18 protein-coding genes and 1 pseudogene are annotated in these 18,970 nt (G+C 50.8%); 12 read left to right on the plus strand and 7 right to left on the minus strand.

All coding sequences use genetic code 11. The annotated features are described in order from the left end of the window. Positions 1-39: 39 nt before the first annotated feature. From BZJ19_RS02205 to putP, 4 genes are all read left to right on the plus strand, one after another. On the plus strand, positions 40-813 hold the full coding sequence (locus tag BZJ19_RS02205; protein WP_069586778.1) for a helix-turn-helix transcriptional regulator: 774 nt from the start codon (positions 40-42) through the stop codon (positions 811-813). Between the two features lie 232 nt (positions 814-1,045). Then, positions 1,046-4,159, plus strand: a complete 3,114-nt coding sequence (gene putA, locus BZJ19_RS02210; protein ID WP_077674472.1) for a bifunctional proline dehydrogenase/L-glutamate gamma-semialdehyde dehydrogenase PutA — start codon at positions 1,046-1,048, stop codon at positions 4,157-4,159. A gap of 27 nt (positions 4,160-4,186) precedes the next feature. Beyond that, the gene (locus tag BZJ19_RS02215; protein ID WP_077674473.1) at positions 4,187-4,897 is read left to right on the plus strand and encodes an aldehyde dehydrogenase family protein; all 711 of its coding nucleotides are present in this window, start codon (positions 4,187-4,189) and stop codon (positions 4,895-4,897) included. Positions 4,898-4,944: 47 nt separating this feature from the next. After that, positions 4,945-6,441 carry a sodium/proline symporter PutP gene (putP, locus tag BZJ19_RS02220; RefSeq protein ID WP_077674474.1) on the plus strand — a complete coding sequence of 499 codons (1,497 nt, stop codon included), beginning with the start codon at positions 4,945-4,947 and terminating at the stop codon, positions 6,439-6,441. A gap of 73 nt (positions 6,442-6,514) precedes the next feature. Here the strand turns inward: putP and BZJ19_RS02225 are convergent, their stop codons facing one another. Then, positions 6,515-9,388: a ligand-binding sensor domain-containing protein gene (locus BZJ19_RS02225; RefSeq protein WP_162274208.1), complete on the minus strand. Its 2,874-nt coding sequence runs from the start codon at positions 9,386-9,388 to the stop codon at positions 6,515-6,517. 208 nt (positions 9,389-9,596) lie between these two features. Here BZJ19_RS02225 and BZJ19_RS02230 point away from each other — a divergent pair, with 208 nt between their 5' ends. Continuing rightward, entirely contained in the window at positions 9,597-10,280 is a 684-nt protein-coding gene (locus BZJ19_RS02230; protein ID WP_077674476.1) for a GntR family transcriptional regulator, read from the plus strand. Here BZJ19_RS02230 and BZJ19_RS02235 read toward each other — a convergent pair. Further along, the gene (locus tag BZJ19_RS02235; protein WP_077674477.1) at positions 10,272-10,964 is read right to left on the minus strand and encodes an HAD-IA family hydrolase; all 693 of its coding nucleotides are present in this window, start codon (positions 10,962-10,964) and stop codon (positions 10,272-10,274) included. The two genes, BZJ19_RS02230 and BZJ19_RS02235, sit on opposite strands and share 9 nt — an antisense overlap. A gap of 157 nt (positions 10,965-11,121) precedes the next feature. Between BZJ19_RS02235 and BZJ19_RS02240 the strand changes: the two genes are divergently transcribed. Next, positions 11,122-11,823, plus strand: coding sequence for a fumarylacetoacetate hydrolase family protein (locus tag BZJ19_RS02240; protein WP_077674478.1), 702 nt, complete (start codon positions 11,122-11,124; stop codon positions 11,821-11,823). Here the strand turns inward: BZJ19_RS02240 and BZJ19_RS02245 are convergent. From BZJ19_RS02245 to BZJ19_RS02260, 4 genes are all read right to left on the minus strand, one after another. Further along, complete coding sequence (locus BZJ19_RS02245) at positions 11,775-12,341, minus strand: DUF1415 domain-containing protein (RefSeq protein ID WP_235608128.1); 567 nt, start codon at positions 12,339-12,341, stop codon at positions 11,775-11,777. The two genes, BZJ19_RS02240 and BZJ19_RS02245, sit on opposite strands and share 49 nt — an antisense overlap. A gap of 46 nt (positions 12,342-12,387) precedes the next feature. Continuing rightward, on the minus strand, positions 12,388-12,855 hold the full coding sequence (locus tag BZJ19_RS02250) for a CreA family protein (protein WP_077662717.1): 468 nt from the start codon (positions 12,853-12,855) through the stop codon (positions 12,388-12,390). Positions 12,856-12,956: 101 nt separating this feature from the next. Further along, positions 12,957-13,292, minus strand: coding sequence for a hypothetical protein (locus BZJ19_RS02255; protein WP_077674480.1), 336 nt, complete (start codon positions 13,290-13,292; stop codon positions 12,957-12,959). A 172-nt stretch (positions 13,293-13,464) separates the two neighbouring features. After that, entirely contained in the window at positions 13,465-14,142 is a 678-nt protein-coding gene (locus tag BZJ19_RS02260) for a hypothetical protein (RefSeq protein ID WP_077674481.1), read from the minus strand. Between the two features lie 346 nt (positions 14,143-14,488). On the opposite strand from BZJ19_RS02260, the gene BZJ19_RS02265 reads away from it, so the two are divergent. From BZJ19_RS02265 to BZJ19_RS02280, 4 genes and pseudogenes are all read left to right on the plus strand, one after another. After that, entirely contained in the window at positions 14,489-14,890 is a 402-nt protein-coding gene (locus BZJ19_RS02265; protein ID WP_077640655.1) for a GFA family protein, read from the plus strand. An 11-nt stretch (positions 14,891-14,901) separates the two neighbouring features. Beyond that, on the plus strand, positions 14,902-15,414 hold the full coding sequence (locus BZJ19_RS02270; RefSeq protein WP_157891150.1) for a GNAT family N-acetyltransferase: 513 nt from the start codon (positions 14,902-14,904) through the stop codon (positions 15,412-15,414). Positions 15,415-15,417: 3 nt separating this feature from the next. Continuing rightward, a pseudogene (locus BZJ19_RS17235) lies at positions 15,418-15,597 on the plus strand (methyl-accepting chemotaxis protein); the annotation flags it as partial. A gap of 122 nt (positions 15,598-15,719) precedes the next feature. Next, positions 15,720-15,977 (plus strand): glutathione S-transferase N-terminal domain-containing protein, encoded by a 258-nt coding sequence (locus tag BZJ19_RS02280; RefSeq protein ID WP_077662721.1) that lies wholly within the window; start codon positions 15,720-15,722, stop codon positions 15,975-15,977. 90 nt (positions 15,978-16,067) lie between these two features. On the opposite strand, the gene BZJ19_RS17090 is transcribed toward BZJ19_RS02280, so the two are convergent. Further along, on the minus strand, positions 16,068-16,217 hold the full coding sequence (locus BZJ19_RS17090) for a hypothetical protein (protein WP_157891151.1): 150 nt from the start codon (positions 16,215-16,217) through the stop codon (positions 16,068-16,070). A gap of 425 nt (positions 16,218-16,642) precedes the next feature. On the opposite strand from BZJ19_RS17090, the gene hcp-2 reads away from it, so the two are divergent. Together hcp-2 and BZJ19_RS02295 are read left to right on the plus strand one after the other, a co-directional pair. Further along, complete coding sequence (gene hcp-2, locus BZJ19_RS02290) at positions 16,643-17,161, plus strand: type VI secretion system effector Hcp-2 (RefSeq protein WP_069590456.1); 519 nt, start codon at positions 16,643-16,645, stop codon at positions 17,159-17,161. A gap of 123 nt (positions 17,162-17,284) precedes the next feature. Continuing rightward, the coding region (locus BZJ19_RS02295; protein WP_077674484.1) for a type VI secretion system Vgr family protein at positions 17,285-18,970 on the plus strand (1,686 nt) is incomplete at its 3' end.

Consider the following 18,970-nt stretch of genomic DNA (forward strand, 5'->3'; position numbering starts at 1 on the left):
GAATAATGTGACATAGGTTAACGGTGATAGTGACGGTCAATGGCAAAGACGCCGAAAGTGTCTGAAGTGATAGCGTTACCCAGCCAGCAATTGCACCATAGCCACGATTACAAACAAGTGGTGATAGGGCTGCAAGGACAAACGGAATTTGATGTCGGAGGGCGAGGAAGCCTCGTTGGCCCGGGACAGGGGTGCTTGGTAACTGAATCTGAAGAGCATGCCTTTACCGGTGTGGGACGCAACGAAATACTGGTGATTAACTTACCGTATCAAGAATGGGTTGGGCATGCGTCGATGCATGACAATATCGCTCGTCTTTTTGAACGTGATGCGTATTTTCAGCTCGACACTCAGGCTCAGACCTTGATTAAAGCGTTAACGGCAGAAATGATTGCTAATCCAACCGATTTACTGCTCAGTCGGGCGTGTGCCGATACTCTGATGTGTGTGTTGCATCGCCATTTTCGTGACCATATTTCGCCACGTCGAGATGGTCATCGGCTCAACATGGATATCATTGACCGCTATATTCACCAACATATGAGTCGTAAGATTACCGTCGCCCAGCTAGCTGGTAGTGTTTTTCTTGCAGAAAGCCAATTCCATCAGCTGTTTAAAGAACAAGTCGGGATGACTCCCCATCAATATGTGTTGGAAAAGCGGTTCGCGTTGGCGAAGCAACTGATTAAAGAAAGTGATTTGACGATGGCACAAATCGCCGATAGTTGCGGTTTCTCTAGTCAGAGCGGATTTACCAACGCGTTTTCACGCTATTTTGGTGTTTCACCCGCAAAGTTTAAGTTGACTCCTTAGCGTTTGTTCACAACGCGATCTCGTGCCTATTTTTATCGTCGTCATGCGTCCTATTTGTTATGGAGGCATGGCGATCGACAGCTTTGTTTGTTAATTACCGGAGGATTTTGCAATAATGCCGGAGCTTTTTGTAAGACCCTGACGATAGACCCCGCATAGAATCGATCGCCAAGTAACAATGACGTAACATTTTCCTGCCCAAGTTGGGAAGGACGTGAGTGAGGATACCACTATGTTTAAAGCCATCGATGCTATGCAGCCATCGTTTATCGAGCGTCCGCTAGCGCAGATTTGGTCTGAAATATCGCCACTTTACTGTGTTGATGAAAGTGAATGGCTAACCCAATTGATCCCTCTTGCTGAGCCGTCAGAGACAGAGCGTGAACAAACACGCCGCCAGGCGACCAAGCTCATTGAACAAGTTCGTGCGGATAAGAAAGCCGTGCAAATGATTGATGCGTTGTTGCTGGAATACAGCCTAGACACGCGCGAGGGTATTTTGCTGATGTGTTTAGCAGAAGCACTGATGCGCATTCCTGACGCGCATACCGCCGATGCACTCATCCGTGACAAACTCAGCGTTGCCGATTGGAAAGCTCACTTGCGTCATTCTGACTCACTGTTTGTGAATGCCTCAACGTGGGGGCTGATGCTAACGGGCAAAGTGGTGACCTTGGATGAGAGCACCGAAGGAAAACCTGCGTCTGTGATCAATCGTTTAGTGAATAAGCTCTCTGAGCCTGTGATTCGTCAAGCGATGCATCAAGCGATGAAAATCATGGGTCACCAATTTGTGCTGGGCCGTGATATCGACGAGGCGTTAAAAAACGGTGAGACGCCGCGTAGCCAAGGCTTTACCTATTCCTTTGACATGTTGGGAGAAGCGGCCCTAACGGCCGATGATGCGCGCAAGTATCTCGATGATTATTTACAGGCTATTGATGCGGTTGGCGCGGCAAAATCGAGCTACTCAGGACCGTCGCCGTCAGTCTCCATCAAGCTCTCTGCGCTGCATCCACGTTATGAAGTCGCGAATCAAGATCGTGTGATGACAGAAATGTTTGAGACGGTATTGGTTTTGCTTAAACGTGCACGAGAAAAAGATGTCGCCATCACCATCGATGCCGAAGAAGCCGATCGTTTAGAGCTGTCTCTGGCTTTGTTTGAAAAACTCTATCGTGACGATGCCGTCAAAGGGTGGGGCAAGTTTGGTCTCGTCGTCCAAGCTTATTCTAAACGTGCGTTACCTGTTATCACTTGGCTGGCGGCGCTGGCGAAAGAACAAGGTGATTTGATCCCAATGCGATTGGTGAAAGGTGCGTATTGGGACAGTGAAATCAAACTGTGTCAGCAAACCGGCCATCATGGCTATCCGGTATTTACCCGTAAAGAAGCCACCGATGTGTCCTATTTAGCGTGTGCGCGTTTCTTGCTGAGCGATCACGTGCGTGGCCTCATCTATCCTCAGTTTGCCAGTCATAATGCGCATACTATCGCGGCGATTGCGGCAATGGCGACCCATCAGGATTTTGAATTCCAACGCTTACATGGCATGGGTGACGCCTTGTATAACCATGCCAAAGGCCTATTTAATAGTGATGTACGTATTTATGCACCAGTGGGTAGCCACAAAGACTTGCTGCCCTATCTTGTCCGCCGTCTGTTAGAAAACGGCGCCAACAGCTCTTTCGTTCACCGTCTCGTCGATGCCCGTTGTCCTATTGAGGATCTGATTGCCAGCCCTGTCGATATCTTGCGAGGGCATGCGACGTTGCACAATGATCGTATTCCGCTGCCGAGTGAGATTTTCGGACCGACCCGTCAAAACTCACAAGGCGTTGCAACGGACATTGCGTCTGAATGGCAACCATTCACCGATAGTGTCGCGCCCTTTATGGGAGATTACCAATGGCAAGCCGGCCCGATTGTGAATGGCGAACGACCATCAGGTGATAGCCACCCTGTGCATGCTCCTTATGATCGCAACGAAGTGGTCGGGCGTGTGGATTGGGCCACGGCTGATCAGGTTAACCAAGCGCTGGATAATGCGGCGAGAGCTTTCCCTGAATGGCAAAAAACCGATGTGAGCGAGCGTGGTAAGTACTTACTTGACCTTGCTGATAAACTGGAAGCGAATTTAGGCGAGTTGGTGGCTATATGTCACCGAGAAGCAGGGAAGACTATTCACGATAGTATTGATGAAGTGCGCGAGGCTGTTGACTTCTTGCGTTACTACCCGCAGCAAGCGATGGAGCTCCAGGCGGCTCCGTTTAGTTACCAAGGCTTTGATGGTACCCAACAATCGGTGAGCTATCACGGACGCGGTGTCTTCACCTGTATCAGCCCATGGAACTTCCCATTGGCGATTTTCTTGGGGCAAGTGAGTGCCGCTCTGGTTGCTGGGAATACAGTGGTTGCTAAGCCTGCAGAGCAAACCTCGATCATTGCTTACCGCGCTATCGAGTTGTTGCTTGAAACGGGGATCCCTGCGGGCGTTATTCAACTCTTGCCGGGTAGTGGGCCTGTGGTTGGCGCTCCCTTGACGCAAGATGCGCGTATCGCGGGTGTGGCCTTTACGGGCTCGACGCCAACGGCGCAGCGTATTACGCGTACCCTGGCAGAGCGAGATGCCGACCCTGTGCCTGTGGTGGCAGAAACCGGCGGTCAAAATGCCATGATCGTCGATAGCACCGCCTTACCCGAGCAAGTGGTACGTGATGTATTGCGCTCAGCATTTGCGTCGGCAGGCCAGCGTTGTTCAGCGCTTCGCGTGCTTTATATCCAAGAAGATATCGCCGATCGTGTAATTACCTTGATCAAAGGCGCAATGGCTGAACTGTCTGTTGGCCGCCCAGAATTGCTGTCGACGGATGTTGGTCCAGTCATAGATCAGACCGCGAAGGACAAGTTGTTCGCGCATATCGAACAAATGAAACGCAGTGGCAAGTTAGTCACGCAAGTTGCGCTCTCTCCTGAGTGTGACCAAGGAACCTTTGTGCCGCCAACGGCCTTTGAGATCCGGAGCATCGATCAGCTCAGTGAAGAGCACTTTGGTCCCATCCTTCACATTGTGCGCTATCGCGCTGAAGAGTTGGACAAGGTGATTGATGACATTAACCGTACTGGCTTTGGCCTGACGATGGGCGTACATAGCCGTAATGAAACCACCTGTGCGCACATTGAACATCGTGCACGCGTTGGTAACTGTTACGTCAACCGTGACCAAGTTGGTGCTGTGGTTGGCGTTCAGCCATTCGGCGGTCGTGGTTTATCGGGCACTGGCCCGAAAGCGGGTGGCCCGCATTACTTGTATCGCTTTACTCAAGCGACGGTGAATGCCCAATAAGTCGGTTGAAAGGATCAGGAGAGAAAAATGAACCAATTAAATAGCATCATTGAGCAATGTGAAGCGGTATGGGAAGACTGGAACGATCAAGGTGTCGCAGGCCGTGTCGCGCTATTGCAGCGTTGGTCTGACACAGTGTCAGCACGAGGTGAAGCCTTTGCAGACGCAGCAAAAATGATTCGATTTCAGTGTGATAATGCCGAGCGTTTGCTCGATAAAGTACACGAGTTACCTGGCCCAACCGGCGAAACCAACGAGCTGTATACCGTTGGTCGCGGGACGTTTGCTATCACAGGTGATGCGTCGTTGACGCATGTCGCACTGTGTGGGCAATTAGCAGCTGCGTTGGTGGCAGGTAATTGTGTGGTGGTGAGTGTAGAGGGCACTCACACCGATATGGCGGATGCCGTGCTGGCCGATTTGGTCAAAGCTGGGTGTCCGGACAGGGTTGCCATTCGTGTTGACCTTGATACCAACGCGCCGCTCTTGGCGCATCCCAATATTGTGGGTTTAGCGACGACAGGCACGCTTACACACGTACGTGATGTCAATCGTCAATTTGCACAACGACAGGGTGTGATTGCAGCACTGGTCGCAGAGTCCGATACCCAGCTGTATCCGGTTATCGGCGCGCCTGACTATGTGCTGCGCTTTGTGACCGAGCGCACTCGCACAATTAATATCACTGCTGTAGGTGGTAATGCCACGCTTCTGGAACTCGGCAGTGGTGAACATTAACTTTCCAGAGATGGCTCCGGAAGGGGCCATGTAATTGAGGGACAGATATGATAGACAATAGCTATGCCATCAGTGCCACGTTTCTTGCATATCTCATACTGATGCTTGTCATTGGTATATATGCGTATAAACGTACCTCCGACTCCGAGGATTATTTTCTCGGTGGCCGCTCATTAGGTCCTTGGCCTGCGGCACTGTCGGCCGGTGCGTCAGATATGAGTGGTTGGTTGCTGCTTGGCCTTCCTGGCTATGCCTATGCGGCTGGAATGGAATCACTTTGGTTAGCAGGCGGTTTGCTGTTGGGGACCTACCTCAACTGGCTGATTTGTGCCAAGCGCCTGCGTACGTACAGTATTGAAGTCGACAATGCATTGACATTGCCTGAGTTCTTCTCGCGTCGCTTTGAAGATAAGTCAAAGCTTCTGCAAACGATCTCGGCCTTCTTCATTTTGCTTTTCTTCCTTTTCTACACCAGTTCAGGCTTGGTGGCGGGTGGTAAACTCTTTACTACCGTCTTTGGCTTTGATTACACTACCGCGGTTGTGATCGGCACGATTTGTGTTGTGTCCTATACCTTGTTTGGTGGTTTCTTAGCCGTCTCTTGGACCGACTTGGTTCAAGGGCTATTAATGGCGGCAGCCCTACTGATTGTGCCCTTTGTTATTATGGATGGCAGTGTCTTCAAACTGGGCAATGATGTGGCCGCGATCAATCCTGAGCTGATGACACTCTGGCGCGATGTTAACGGTGAGCCGCTGACGTGGATTAGCATCATCTCACTGGCCGCTTGGGGCTTGGGTTACTTTGGTCAGCCTCATATCTTGGCCCGTTTCCAAGCGACGCGTTCAAACAAAGACATCACCACAGCGCGTCGTATCGCGGTGGGTTGGTCTGCGTTGTCGATGTTTGGTGCGGTGCTGATCGGTTTGGTTGGGATTTTGTACGTACAAAATGACATGACTGCTGATCTGAAAGACGGCGAGAAAATTTTCATGCTGTTGGTGAATGCTGCTTTCCATCCCGTCATTGCAGGTATTCTGTTAGCTGCTATTTTGGCCGCGATCATGAGTACCGCCGATTCACAACTTCTGGTTTCTTCATCGGCACTGGCAGAGGATTTCTATAAGCAAGTATTCCGTCCCGACGCGTCCACACAAGAAGTGGTGATGGTCGGTCGTGGTGCTGTGATCCTGCTTTCTGCGATTGCGCTGGGTCTTGCGATGGATCCTGAAAGTTCGGTACTCGGCTTGGTCTCTTATGCGTGGGCAGGCTTTGGTGCCGCCTTCGGTCCGGCCTTGCTCCTGAGCCTTTTCTGGCGTGGAATGAACCGTAATGGTGCACTCGCTGCCATCTTGATTGGTGGGATCACCGTGGTCGTTTGGAAGCAGATGTCGGGTGGCATTTATGATTTGTATGAAATCGTCCCTGGCTTCTTCTTGGCCGGCCTAGGTGCGATCATCGTCAGCAAACTGACCGGTGGTCCAAGCGAGTCAGTCTCTAAGCAATTTGAAGGATACGAGAAAAGCTTAGATACCATGCCTTAATCGTGATGGCGTGAGACTGCAATGAACCATGAACAAGGGAGCGTCAAACGCTCCCTTTTTAGATCTCATCGCTCTACCAAGCAATTGCTTCACTCTTGCTTTGGCGGACACAATTGCGGCCATCGCGTTTCGCTTTGTACAGCGCCTGATCGGCACGCTTAAGGCCATCGATATAGTCACTGGCTTGCTGATTACCCGCCATGCCAATGCTGACCGTAATCGAGAGCGTGGCATCAATATCAGACAGGTCTAGCGCTGCGATTTGGCGGCGCAGGTGGTCAAAATAGCTGAATCCGTCGGCAACGCTGCCAGCAAACAGCAGAGTAAACTCTTCGCCTCCCCAGCGCGCCACATGGCGTAAGTATTTTTGTTCTTGATTTAAAAACGCACCGACGCGTTGAATAATGAGATCGCCCACTAAGTGGGAGTAATGATCATTAATACGCTTGAAATGGTCAATATCCAGAATCGCGACCTGCAATGGCTCGCCAGATTCACGTGCTTGGTCAAAGGCGTGATGCCAATATTCATCAAACGCACGACGATTTGCGAGCCCGGTGAGAGGGTCTTCTTTGGATAACCGTTCAAAGTCATCGGCTTGCGCTTGCAGCGCCTGTGTTTTCTCTTTGACGAGTGCTTCCAGGTGCAATTGCTTTTGTTGTAAGCGTTGAATACGCCATAAAAAGATGCCGTACGCCGCACTGACAAAAAGGAAAAAGCCAAGTGCGCGTATGTCCGAACGTTGCCACAGCGAAGGCTCTAAAGTGAACTGGTAGCGCAATACATCGTCACTCCACTCCCCATAAGGGTAGCGAGCACTCACTTTAAAGGTATAAATCCCCGGTGACAGGTTGGTGTATTCTGCATCATGACTCTCGTGGCGATAGGCCCAATCAAGCTCAAACCCCTCCAATTGGGTGCGATATTGGATTTGTTCTGGCATCGAATAGCCGAGCGCCGCGTAAGAAAAGAGAACGCGATTGGTACCCGCTGGCGCGATGTCATTGGCTTCGGGGTTAATATCCTTGCCATCAAATTGGACTTGTTGCATCACGATAGGCAGTGGGCGACTGAGCAATCGCGCAATCCGCTCCGGACTTACACTGGCCACGCCTTTGGCGGTTGCAAACAGTAAGGAGCCGTCTGGTGTTATCGTCGCTGCGGGTGACGAGCCGCCATTGGCTTGGTTATTCGCCATGCCATCGCTTTGATCATAGTGCTCAAAGTCGATGCGTTGGCGTGTACCGTCGGCCACTTGATGCGCTTGTTGATGGTTAATGCGCCAAATACCACGGTTACTGGACAACCAAAAATTATTGCTATCATCTTTGATGATTTGGAAAAATTTATCGATCGGTAAGCCCTGCGGACGGCCAACAAGTGCGAGGCTGCCATCGGTTTGCGAGTAACGAATCACACCTCGGTCAGTTGCCATCCAAACAAATCCCGGCTCAATATAAAAGCCGAAGACGTACTGAGCGCGCTCTTGGTTTGAGAGATCAAGTGTGTGTAATCGACCCCCTTCAATATAGCTGACCCCGCGTCCAGTCCCGACCCAAACTTTACCTTGCTCGTCGCTCGCTAATGCCATGACATAACTGCCGGGCATATCGCTATTTTGGCTATCATAAAGTTGGGCTAGATTCCCTTGGTTGAGTTTCGCTAGTCCGCGAGGTGTGCCAACCCATAAGGTGTTATCAGGCATCTCTAAAATTGCTCGGACTTCATCATCTGGCAAGTGACCATTGATGCCGCGCGGCGTATGCAGCGTGCCGTTTTGCCAAATCTGGAGTCCTTGCTGGTAGGTGCCCACCCAGAGCCCACCTTGACGGCGGTGAGCAAGACTGAGCACCGACACATTATCCGCCAGCGTTCGAGCTCTGCCGTATTGCGTATCAATCTGGCTAAGTCCTTCACTCGCACCCGCCCAGACTTGATGGTTTTTGCCTGCTAAGACGGTACGCACATAATTTCCTGCCAACCCTTGGTCTTCGGTCAAGGTGACAAATGGGGCATAACGTAAACGCATTACCCCGCCGTTGGTGCCAATCCAAATACTGCCTTCGCTGTCTTCAAACCAAGATAAAATACGGTTGTTAGGCAGCCCTCGATGATTGTCGAGAAAATCGAGTTCGCCATCGCTCAGGTGGGCGACGCCACGACTCAGCGTACCAAACCAATAAGCCCCCTGACTGTCTTGCTCTACCAGAGTGACGGCTTGGTTAAGCAAGGCGCCATCGAGTGGTGTCCACCGCTGTTGTTGATATCGCCAAGCGCCATGCTCAGAGCCGACGAGGAGAGCACCATCGTTAGCGGTGGAAACGTAGAACACTTTTTCGAACAGGTTATGATGAGAGATGGGTGTGGCACCCTGCTGTGCCGATAAGAGATAAACCCCTTTCTCTGTGGCGGCATAGATATGCTTGTTGGGCGCTAACGCGAGACGATAACTACTGATTGTCTCGATAAATTGAGTAGGCTGGGGAGTGGGCATTTGCAGCTGTTCAGCCGTGTAATGGACAACACCCATGCCTTCGATAGCGAGCCAGAGACCGCCGTCAGAGTCACGCAGAATATCGTTCACCAAACTAGGTGCGGTCGGTAAAGCGTGCCATGAAAACCCTTGTCGCATCACGACACTGCCGCGCGCGCCACCCGCGTAGAGTTCATTTTTAGGGCCAACCGCCAACGCCCGTGTGCCGGAATCTTGCATTTGGGTTTTGGGGCCACGATCGAAAAGAACAAACTCCAGCCCGTTATAACGGGCAATACCTTCCCACGTTGCGAACCACAGGTAGCCATCTGTGGTTTGTTCAATCGCGTTAATGCTATTGTGAGGCAGGCCACTTGCAGAGGTCCACGTTTCGATAAAATAATCGGATAGCTGGTTATCATCGGCGTGACTTGGGGTCATCAAGCCGAGAGAAACGAATAGCCAACTACACACGAAAAGTGTGAATGTATGGCATGGTCTAATCCTTGATAAAGCCTGCTTGATCCGTTGGCACATCTTTTGTTCTTGTTTGCAATTCCAAGTAGACTGGCGATTCTATCTTAACCTATGTCTAGTTCTGGCACCTTGAGGTCAGGTTTTAATAGGCAAGTTGAGAAAGATCACATTAGAAACGCAAACCTTGGCTAGGCGTATTAATTCAATGATGCAGTTTATGGCGATCCGCCAGCAACTCTTAGAGCAAATCAACAGTGGTCAACTCGACCCCGGGCAAAAGCTGCCTTCAGAGCGGCAGTTAGCGGAAGCTTTCCACACGACGCGCGTCACTTTGCGTGAAGCACTCGCGGTTTTAGAAGCAGAAGGGCGTATCTATCGGCTTGATCGCCGAGGTTGGTTTATTGCGCCGAACCCTTGGCGGTATAACCCCAGTGACCTGATGGACTGGACGACTGATTTCGCCGCTCAAGGCGGACAGTTTGCTATTCAAAAAGAAACAACGACGCTAGCCAGTGCAGAAATGAGCCAACAGATGCAACTGCCACCCTTTAGTGCGATTTATCAAGCAGAAGGCATTGTCTCATCGGTGGGCGTACCTGTGGGGTATGTTCGCACTTACTTACAACCTGACTACTACCCACAATATCAGCAGCAGACGATGAGCGAGAAATTGTCTGCCAATGTAACCATTCATCAATGTCACTGGACCAGCCGTTGGGAAGCCTTAGAAGGGGCGCCGATGGCGGCACTCAATGTGGCGGTTGGTACACCCGCATTGAAATTGGAGCGGCATTGGTTGATTGAGCGAGCAGGTCAATTACAGGCCATTCGCGTCGACGAAGAATGGTGGCGCCAACATGCGATTGCGCTAAGTAGCCATTCAAGGTGAGATCGCTACATACGCCTTTGAAAATAATTGCTTTAGCCCCTCAGCTGAGTATTCGCGGTGCACCAATGGGTGGGTCGTGGTGAGCGCGTTTGGGTTGGCATTAAAATGTATGGTGCGCATGTTGGCATTAATACCCGCTTGAATGCCCCGATTGGTATCATCAATAAAGATGCACTGTTGGGATGGGCATGCCATATTCATGGCAGCATAATGAAGCAAGTCTGGCGCAGGTTTCCAGCTGTTGGTATCAAAGGCGCTAAAGAGTCGGTTTTCAAAATAAGGCATTAAGCCGGTCAGGGTTAGCGCGTGCGCCATCTTTTCGGTCGGCCCATTGGAGGCAACACACATCTCAATGCCTTGGGAGGCCAGTGTTTTTAGCACTTCTTCAATACCTGCGGTGGGTTGTAAAGATTGTTCAAACAGCTGGTGGCATAAGACACGGTATCTTGGCTCTAATTGATCGATAGGAAGTTGCACGGCATAGCGCTCACAGGTTTGGCGCAACACGTCGGTGAGTTTGCCACCCTCAAAATGATCCAATGATTCTTGCAAGTCAATTGCCACGCCGAAAGACGCAAATGTAGCAACTAAGGCTTGGTGAGAAAGTTTCTCTGAATCAACCAAGGTGCCATCGCAGTCAAAGATAACGCAGGCAATTGGTTCATCTAAACTAAAGTGCTCCATAGTGGCTCCCTTCTGTGCCTCGCTTTATCGTTAGCGCTGAGTTGAAAATCAACAAGTCAGCGACCTTTGAAATGCCAACTGTGTCTTGCAATCTGTATTAATTCGTTATCAAAATTGGTCAGGGATCGACTTTTAAACGACAAGGAATCACAAGGGTATGGATTATCAACACCAATGGATAAACGGGAATGTGATCGCACTCCCAGTCGGACAGGTTTATTGTGTCGGGCGAAATTACGCGGCGCATGCGGCGGAACTCAATAACCCGCTTCCAGAACAACCGGTGATTTTTATCAAGCCGCCAAGCGCGATCCAACCGCTCGGTCACTCTCTGACGTTGGCAGAGAAGTTTGCGCCGGTGCATTTTGAAACCGAGCTGGCAGTTCTGATCACCCAGCCGTTGTATGAGGCAACACCGTCGGAGGTACAATCTGGTCTGGGGGCCATGGCGTTGGGACTGGATTTAACGCGACGTGATCAACAAAGTTACCTAAAAGCAAAGGGGCTGCCGTGGGAGAGGGCGAAGGCGTTTGCGGGTAGCGCGCTGTTAACCCCCTTTGTGGCAACCCCAAAGAATTGGGACGATGTTTTCTTTTCACTGGCGATCAATGGCGAAATCCGACAGCAAGGCCATACGGCACACATGATGACATCGGTCGTGTCGCTTATTGCTCATATGAGTGACACCTTTCCGCTACGTCCTGGGGATGTGGTATTTACCGGCACCCCGGAAGGGGTCGGTCCCCTTGCTAATGGGGACGAGTTAGCCTTGCGTTTAGGGGAGTGCGATTTGGGTGAAACGCGCGTCGTTTATGCGTCTTCGTCAGTGGATAACCACGGAAACAACGCGGCTCGCTGAGAGGCAGTGAGTGCAGAGACACAGGCGATATTGCGCGCCGGAATCGCCTCTGGATCCTGGCCGTAATGTGCGAGTGCTCGCGACATACTGTCTTCACGAATCAAATGAAAGCAGGGATAAGGCGCACGATTGGTGAGGTTCTCTGCATCATCAGGTTCACAGCCAGCAAAGCAATATTGCGGATGAAAGCTGGCGAGCTGGAAAGTCCCTCGCCAACCAAAATGATCGATAAGGTTCTCGGCCATCGATAGCACATCGAGATAATGTTCAAAATCATGGAGTGCGTTTGGGACGACGAGAACGGTCGTGTCTGTGATCGCCGGATCTGTCTGCGCCAAGTCGGTGAGTGCTTGGTATACGGCTTCGAGAATATCTGCATCGTCACACGCGGTGCAGATATCTATTTTGATTTGTTGATTTCGGCGTGGTTTGGCTGCAAAGGGACACAGGTTTAAACCGATAACCACTTCATCTAACCACGCCTCGATACGAGGTTCTACCGTTTTCATCGCGAGCATCTTTAGTCTATTGGCCCGCTATGGTAGCCGCTTATTCAGTGAATTGTTAGCCTTTTTGCGGCGAGAGTTGATACGCCTTGGTACCCCATAGCGGGACGGTCGACAAGCTATGCTTAAAGCTGCCTGAGGTTTCTTTGGTTGAATAGGATAGGTACATCAAAGTTTGGTTTTTGGCATCGTAAATACGACGGATCTTCATAGACTTAAAGAAGATACTTTTTGATTTACGGAACACCACTTCACCAGAATCGCTTTTATCGATCTGCGCGATCATCTCGGGTGTAATTTCACCGGTTTGTCGGCAAGAGATTGCACTGTCGCTGGGATCGGCAAAGCTGAGGTCGGCTTCTACCGAGGCGACATGGCAGGTAACGCCGGTGACGATAGGATCAACCAAGTGATTGAGTTTGATGTCTTTCATGGTGAACATGCCTAAACTCACATCGCCTACCTCACTGTTATCACAGCCGGATAGCATCACGCTTAATGCAATGAGACAAAGTGCTTTTTTCATAACTGTCTTATGTTTTGCCCGAATAAATGTTGGCAAGCAGTCTAACACAGTCTGATTTCTGTGTGTTTTTACGCCAAATGAATAAGGTGGGAAATGATGACTTACTCTCGAAACTGTGCGTCACCATCTTTACTGGATAGCGATTTGGGCTCAAAGGTAAGGAGTACATCAGCCGCGTCACAGTAGCTACCGGTTTCCGCAAACGCCTCTCGTGCCGCCGCAATTTTTCGCTCCGCAATACGGCGCACTTTTTTGTCGTTGTCCTGATCGCTAAATGTCATCTGCTGATTGAACATCTCGCGACTAAAGGTGGTTTTACAAATAGACTCGTTTTTTTCGGTCACCACTTGGCCCGTGTTAGCTGGGATGTCGGACTCGGGTTGGGCATACACACAAAATGATAACAACGCCAACAAGGCGAAAAACGACTTAGCCATATATGAGTTCCTTAATCTATTCGCACTAATAATAGCATTAAGCCGGGGTGTCGACTATCGCCGACATGGTCGTCTAGCTAGCTCATCAGTTTGGTGTTTAAGCAAACATAAAAAAAGCGACCAGTTGGCCGCTTACATTTTGTGTCGCTTATTCCGCTTAGGTTTATTGCGGTTACAGTGGGAGATCGTTCTCAGATACAGAGTGAGAGAGTTGCGTCTCGACGATCGTTTGGGCACGACGTGCTTCAAACCAATAGCCGAGTGCCGCGAGCCAAATCATGGCATACGCCATCAGCTCAGTGCTTTCTTCTGCAATGCTTTTCACATCACGCACGTAATTGGCGCCCATCGCTTGCTCCCAAAGCACGCCCATGCCAAACAAACGCGAGTAAACGAGTAACAGCGCTAAGGCGACCATCAGTACGGGAGCGAATTTAGATGTGACGATCCTTGCCAGACTCTCAGCCGTTTCACGCCAGTTTTTGGCTGCTGGCCAGAGAGCCAGTGCCGTGACGGTGAGCGCTGGTATTTTCCAAAAACCGTGGAAAACCACATCTAATGTTGCATCAAGCTCACGGATCATTAGGACTAAGAAAAAGGCACTCATTAGCGACGCAGCCGAGCTGTACGCGCGATTCACATACGCGACACGTCGAAAAGTAAATACGGACGCGGCCAATAAAATAAGCTGGGAAAGCTCAATCAATGACGCCTCAGAGGCAACGTTATGGGCCGCGACGCTGTAATGAATAATGCCAGCGATAGCCGCAAAATAAAGCGCAATGGCTAGGAATTGCCCGGCACCATGAAACACGGTCCGAACGGGGGATGAAACCTGTGCCAATTTCATATCAACCTCAGATGCTCGAATACAAATAGTCCGTCCGATGGGGAAACGCTAGCGGCACAACTGTGACGTTAGTCTCATTAATATGTCCGTCGCGACGGATATTACGGCGGGATTCATAAAATCGCAATAATTATGTGAGCAAAGTCACCTTTTGTTCAGGATGGAGACAGGTGATGAGCGCTATTTACAGTGTAAATAGTGTTATGTTGCCAAGGCTCACTCGCGAGCAAAGAGTAAGGAGGACATTAAATAATTGTTTTATATCAGCATTATCAGGAATAACGTTCGCTTTGCCTCCAGTGTTTTTATACACTGGCGTTAAATTCGTTGGACAAGGATAAAGTTGATGACAACACTCAAAGCGAGCTGCCTGTGCGGAAAAATACACCTCTCGTTTCCGGATGAATTTCTTTATATGGGGAATTGCCATTGCTCTGAGTGCCGCAAATTTACTGGCGCTGATTACTCATCCGTGGGTGGCATTGAAAAGAGTAAAGTGGCGATTGTGTCGGGCGCGTCAGATATCCGCTATTACCCCAAAAGTGACGAAACCGAACTTGCCTTTTGCGCGCACTGTGGGGCGAGTTTGTTTTCACATAAAGTGAAGAAAGGGCTGCTCAATATTCGGCTTGGCATCCTCGATACGGCACCGCGCCACGCCCCGGATTTTCACATTCATACTGCGTCCAAAGCGCCTTGGCACTCGCCCAATGAAGCGTTGAAACAATTCGAACATGGACCTGACTGATGGGAGAGACTATGCAACTGTTAGTGCGCCCTCTTACGACCCACGATCGAGAGGCGTTACTCGCGTTTGAGCAGACTAATCGAACCTATTTTGAAACCTTCGTTGATAGTCGCGGAGACGCTTTTTATAGCCTCGATGGCGTTGCTGAGCATATTGAGTCACTGCTTATACTTAACGCGCAAAACGAACACATACCCATGCTGATTACTGATGCGAGCCAAGCCATTATTGGTCGCGTTAATATCAGTCAAATTGATGCGGTATCAGGGACAGGGTCGTTAGGCTATCGCATTGCTGAGGAGCAAACTGGTAAAGGCGTGGCCTCTCGCGCGGTCAAATATGCGTTAGATGTTGCACGTGAGTATGGGCTAAATACACTGCATGCTCTGGCTGCGACCACCAATATTGCTTCTCAAACCGTACTAACACGCAATGGCTTTGTTGAGTGTGGCACGGTATCGAATATCGCCCGTGTCGCGGGGCAAAATATCGATGGTGTCTGTTACCAAAAAGCGCTGAATTGATTTCAACCGTACTTACTCGCCCTCAATGCGGCGCTCGAATCTGCCCGGGCAGGGGATGCGGGCCGAGGATTTGCTGTGGTAGCGGACGAGGTGCGTGCGCTGGCACAAAAAACCACCGCATCGGCGTCAGAGATCAGTGGTCTCATTGATGAAACCCGTACACTCGTCGAGCGGTTGTCGCAATTTAGTGCCAACAAAGCGAGTTGATGACTAGCATCAATACCGCCTTCAATGCCATCATTAGGGATAAATAATGACAGTAAACAGCGGCACACCCATGGCCGCTTTTTCAAAAAGGAAACATGATGGCTGATTTGAACGCACTAAGCTTGTATCACAAAGAGCACTGCCCATTTTGTCATAAAGTTCGCGCGGTGATGGCGGAGTTAAAGCTCGATATCCCGCTGGTGGATATGAATGCGAATCCACAAGAGTGGCAGCGCCTGCAAACCGAAGGCGGCAAAGGCATGGTACCTTGTCTGCGTATCGACCAAGGCGGTGAGACGCACTGGATGTATGAGTCAGACGATATCATTGAATACTTGCGTGACAACTTCGCGTAAGTTGCTGGCTTGATGCTGAAAGGGACGTCGCCTGGGTGATGTCCCCTTCATTCGTTGCTCTATCACTCGATACCAATGCCACCACCTTCTTCAACACCCTGTGTGATTTGTCAGCACCAACGCCCACTGACCTTCCATCACCTGATCCCGAAAACCTGCCATAACAATAAGTGGTTTACCAAACGCTTTTCCCGTACCTACATGCGCGAGCATGGTATCTGGGTATGCCGACGTTGCCATGCATTTATCCATCGTCAATTTAGTGAAAAGCAGTTAGGCCGCTCCTACCACACGCTTGATCTGTTGCTCGCAGAACCTGTCATCCAAGATTATGTGACTTGGGCTCGAAAACAGCGATCTTGATGATTTCCTGACAATCTCCCCGAGCTGTTTATCGACAATATAGTGTTTCTCGACAACACAATCTGGCTTCAAAAATGCCGATTTAGATATGACAACCATATTGACTCATCGTTAATCTGACCGTAAAGCAACTTCTTGCCTCGCCGAGCAAAAACTTGCTTGTGGCGTGCAAAAAATTGGTCAGTGAGAGAGTAACGTACTGAATTTTAGGGTTAAAAAAGCTGGCATGCATTTCGCTATATGGGATGGCGAACAGAGGCACCGAATAGAAAGCCTCTTCCATTAATTAGAAAGGAGCGATTATGCCAACGCCATGTTATATCTCGATTGAAGGTGAAACTCAGGGTTTGATTACTGCCGGTGCCTGCACCGCGGATTCTATCGGTGATGCCTTTGTAGAAGGCCACGAAGACGAGATGCTGGTACAACAGTTTGACCACAATGTGACCGTACCGACTGACCCTCAGTCTGGTCAGCCATCAGGCCAACGAGTGCACAAGCCATTTAAATTCACCGTTGCGCTCAACAAAGCGGTGCCGTTGCTTTATAACGCACTGGCGTCAGGTGAGAAGATGTCAACGGTCGAGCTAAAGTGGTACCGCACGTCGATTGAAGGTAAACAAGAAAACTTCTTTACCACCAAGCTGGAAAGCGCTTCGATTGTGGACATTCACTGCGAGATGCCTCATTGCCAAGACCCGGCGAAGTCAGACTTCACCCAGAACCTGACGGTGTCGATGTCTTACCGCAAAATCACGTGGGACCACGTTAACGCAGGCACCTCAGGCTCAGACGACTGGCGTAAGCCTATCGAAGCCTAATCTTTCATGGCGACATGAAGACACAAACAGCCTGCCTTTACGGGCGGGCTGTGGTGCGTTGAGCCAGACGGCAGGGTCTGGCTGAACGTATCAGGGTAAACAAGCAGGGCGAAGGATACACAGATGGCGACATTGCAAATAGCGTTAACCGTGGCGGGGCTAGACCCGCAACCGTTCGTGGTGGTGGACTACCAAGGGGATGAGTGCCTCTCTCACCAAGCTGGCCTGAATGGCAATCCGGTGTATGGGTTCCAGTATGAGGTGGCCTTGGCGAGCCGCCATACCGACATCACGCCAGAGCAAGTGGTCGACAAGCCGGTGCAGCTGACGCTGTGGCGCAACGGCGAGCTGGTCAAACGGGTGCAGGGCATTGCCAGTGCCTTTAGCCAAGGTGACATTGGTCATCACTTTACCCGCTACCGCTTAACCTTGGTGCCTGCCTTGTATCGTCTGTCGCTTCGCCAAAACAGTCGCACCTTCCAACACCAAACCGTGCCGACTATTCTAGAAACCCTGCTCACGGAAATGGGGGTGACGGAGGTTAGCTTCTCGCTAACCCGTGACTATGCCGAGCGCGAATACTGTGTGCAGTACCGTGAAAGTGACTTGGCGTTCTTCCACCGCTTAGCGGCAGAAGAAGGCTTGGTGTATCACCATGAGCACGATGCCAACACCCATACCCTGATAGTGACCGATGCGCCCGACAGCTTGCCCCAGCTTGACAGCCCTGTGCCCTATAATGCTGTCAGCGGCGGTCGTACCGATACCCCGTATATCTATGGGCTTACACGCCACACTGCGGCTCGCCCTAGCCACACGGCGTTAAAAGACTACAGCTTTAAAAAGCCAAGCTACAGCTTCCAACAAGCCGCGCAAGCCGATGGCATTGATTACCAGCGTACCGACAGCTACGAGCACTTTGACTTCCCGGGCCGTTTTAAAGACGACACCACCGGGCAGGCGTTTAACCAAACCCGCCTCGAGTACTTACGCCGTGAAGCCGAGCATGCCAACGGGCAAAGCAATGAGCCGGCATTACGGGCGGGCTATCGCTTTACCATCAGCGACCATCTGGATGAGGACGTCAACCAAGCGTGGCAAGTGGTGCGGGTGCACCACCAAGGCAGCCAACCGCAAGCACTGGAAGAAGAGGGCGGCCAAGGGGCCACCACCTACAACAACCAGTTTATGCTTATCCCTGCCACTACCCCGTGGCGTGCAACCCCCACGCCCAAACCTCAAGTGGATGGTCCTATGATAGGCACCGTGGTGGGACCGGACGGCGAAGAAATCTTTTGTGATGAACACGGACGGGTGAAAGTCCACTTCCCGTGGGACCGTTATTCCAATGGCGATGACAAAAGCAGCTGCTGGATTCGTGTTGCTCAAGGCTGGGCGGGTAGCCAATACGGCATGATGGCCATACCCCGCATTGGCCATGAAGTGATTGTGTCCTTCTTACACGGTGACCCGGACCAACCGATTATCACCGGCCGCACGTATCATGCGACCAATGTGCCGCCTTATACCTTGCCGGCACACAAAACCAAGACGGTTTGGCGCAGTGAAAGCCACCAAGGCGAGGGCTACAACGAACTCACGTTCGAAGACCAATCGGGCAGTGAGCAAGTGTATTTACACGCACAAAAAGACTGGCACACCGAGGTAGAAAACGACTGTGTGACTGAGATAGGTAATGACAACCACCACCAGGTACACAACGACCAATTTCATCGTGTGATGGGCAATGCGCATCATACCGTGGAGGGAGAGAGCCGCCAGTACACCCAACAAGACCAAGCCCTGATT

This window comes from Salinivibrio proteolyticus, from assembly GCF_001996165.1.
In the GTDB taxonomy this organism is placed as follows: domain Bacteria; phylum Pseudomonadota; class Gammaproteobacteria; order Enterobacterales; family Vibrionaceae; genus Salinivibrio; species Salinivibrio proteolyticus.